At 64.3% G+C, this 2,513-nt stretch carries 2 protein-coding genes; both read right to left on the bottom strand.

Translation table 11 applies throughout. From position 1 onward, the window contains the following. Positions 1-145 precede the first annotated feature (145 nt). Positions 146-910, bottom strand: coding sequence for an IS21-like element helper ATPase IstB (gene istB / locus DFP89_RS19830; RefSeq protein WP_114351023.1), 765 nt, complete (start codon positions 908-910; stop codon positions 146-148). Further along, positions 907-2,388, bottom strand: coding sequence for an IS21 family transposase (gene istA, locus DFP89_RS19825; protein ID WP_114351022.1), 1,482 nt, complete (start codon positions 2,386-2,388; stop codon positions 907-909). Before istA ends, istB begins: the two co-directional genes overlap by 4 nt. Positions 2,389-2,513 lie beyond the last annotated feature (125 nt).

Raw genomic sequence — 2,513 nt, 5'->3', positions numbered from 1 at the left:
TGTCAACGGCGGAGACAAAACCGGCCACGGGGCGGCGCAAAACCAGGCCAGTGGCGGGGATTGAGCGCCATGGCGCGCGCGCTCGCCAGATAGCTGGCGCGGGCCATGGCGCATTGGCCCGCAGGGCCAAATCTCGGTTGCTTGATCAGGTGCTGGGTGGGGTCTTTCGGGCACGGCTCTGGCCGAGCCGATAGCTGTCGCCGTTCATCTCGAGGATGTGGACGTGATGGGTGAGCCGGTCGAGGAGTGCGCCGGTGAGCCGCTCGGAGCCGAAGGTTTCGGTCCATTCGTCAAACGGCAGGTTGCTGGTGATCAGCGTGGCACCCCGTTCGTAGCGCTGCGAGATCAGCTCGAACAGCAGTTCGGCGCCGGTTTTGGAGAGGGGCACGAAGCCCAGTTCGTCGATGATGAGGAGCTTGTGGCCGACAATTTGCTTCTGCAGGCGCAGCAGCCTACGTTCGTCTCGCGCCTCCATCAATTCGTTGACCAGCGTCGCGGCGGTGGTGAAGCCGACCGACATGCCCTTCTGGCAGGCCGCCAGCCCGAGACCCAAGGCGATGTGGGTCTTGCCGGTGCCGCTGGGGCCAAGGGCGATGACATTCTCGCGGCGCTCGATCCATTCGCAGCGGGCCAGTTCCAGCACCTGCATCTTGTTGAGCTTGGGGATCGCCCTGAAGTCGAAGCTGTCGAGGCTCTTGGTGACCGGGAACTTCGCGGCCTTGATGCGCCGCTCGACCATTCGCCGTTCACGGTCGATAAGTTCAAGCTCGACCAGACGGGTCAGGAACTGGACGTGGTCCTGGCCCTCGGCCGCGCATTGGCGGGCGAGCTTGTCGTATTCCCGCAAAAAGGTCGGCAGCTTCAGCGTCTTCAGGTGGTGCGCCAGCAGAATCTTCGGGGCTTCGGTCATGCCGCATCCTCCGACAGCAGGCACATGTAGGCCGCAGCCGAGGTGGTCGCGACATGGGCGCGCGGCAGGTAGGGGTAGACGTCGAGGTCCAGCTTTGGCGGCCGCTTCTCGACCTGGCAGAGGACGAGGTGCTTAATGGCGTCGAAGCCGACCGCGCCGAGCTGCAGCGCCTTCTTCACTGCGGCATGCAGGTCGTCGATGCCGAAGCTCTCCAGCAGGCGCAGGACCTGAACGTATTCGCGCCGCCCCGTCTTCTGCATGCACGCTTCCATGAGACGGCGCAGGGTGGCGAACTCGGGTGGAAGGTCCCAGTCAGCCAAGGGGGCAGCTTGGTCGAGAGCGTTGATCTTCTGCTCGATCAGCGGCAGGTAATGGATCGGATCGAAGACCATGTCCTCGCGGTCGTAGCAGCGCGGATGCCTTGCGATGACCTCACCGCCGCAGCCGATTACGACGGCGTCGACATAGCCCCGGATCCAGACATCGCGGTGGCCATAGGCGACCGGGACCGAGTAATCATTGGTCTTGTAGCGCACCAGCGCCTGCGAACTGACCCGCCCGGTGGCCTGATCACAGGCGTCGAACGGCGCGGCGGGCAGGTCGGACATCGAAGCCAGGTCCCGCGCAAGGCGCTGACCGATGGTCTCCGATTGGCCGCGCAGGGCGTCCGTCTGACGCTTGCGGCACTGATCCTCAAGATAGTCGTTGAACGCGTCCCAGGTCGCGAACCGGGGGATCGGCACCATGAAGTTGCGGCGGGAGTAGCCGACCAAACCCTCGACATTGCCCTTGTCGTTGCCTTTACCGGGGCGTCCGTAACGGTCCCGGAACAGGTAATGCGACAGGAACCCGTTGAACAGCGTGGCCCTCTGACGCGTGCCGTCCGGCAGGATCTTCGCGACCAGGCATCGGTCGTTGTCGTAGAGCACCGACGCAGGCACCTTGCCGAAGAAAGTGAAGGCATGGACGTGACCGTCGACCCAGGCCTCCGCCGTCGCCGCCGGATAGGCCCGCACGAAGCAGGCATCACTGTGCGGCAGATCCATGACGAAGAAATGCGCCTTCTGCTCGACACCGCCGATGATGACCACCGCCTCGCCGAAATCGGCCTGGACATGACCCGGCGGATGCGCCAGCGGCACGAACATCTCGCGCCCGCGCCGCTCGCGTTCGCGCACATAATCCTTCACGATCGTGTAGCCACCGGTGAAGCCATGCTCGGCCTTGAGCCGCTCGAACACCCGCTTCGCCGTGTGCCGCTGCTTGCGATGCACATCCCGATCGCCGTCGAGCCAAGCATCGATGATCCTGGCAAAAGCATCCAGCTTCGGCCGCTTCACCGCCGCCTTCCGCCGGTAGCCCGGCGGAACCGAGAACGCCATCATCTTCCTGACGCTGTCGCGCGAGATGTTGAAATGCCGCGCCGCCTCGCGCTGACTCATGCCCTCGGCACAGGCCAGCCGAACCTTCCGATACATGTCCACGGTGAAAATCCTCCCACCCTCCCTGTCGCCAGAAAGGGTAAAAGTGGACGACTTTTACGCCGCCCGCAGCAGGCTCATCCCGCCGCTACCGTGGCCGACTTTCTCACCGCCGTTCTCAG

The organism is Paracoccus lutimaris (genome assembly GCF_003337565.1).
Classification (GTDB): domain Bacteria; phylum Pseudomonadota; class Alphaproteobacteria; order Rhodobacterales; family Rhodobacteraceae; genus Paracoccus; species Paracoccus lutimaris.
This window is presented reverse-complemented; position numbering and strand designations above follow the sequence as displayed.

Excerpts from the sequence above, each read along its gene's own strand:
- istA (WP_114351022.1), bottom strand. The coding sequence starts at position 2,388 with ATGTATCGGAAGGTTCGGCTGGCCTGTGCCGAGGGCATGAGTCAGCGC.
- istB (WP_114351023.1), bottom strand. The coding sequence starts at position 910 with ATGACCGAAGCCCCGAAGATTCTGCTGGCGCACCACCTGAAGACGCTG.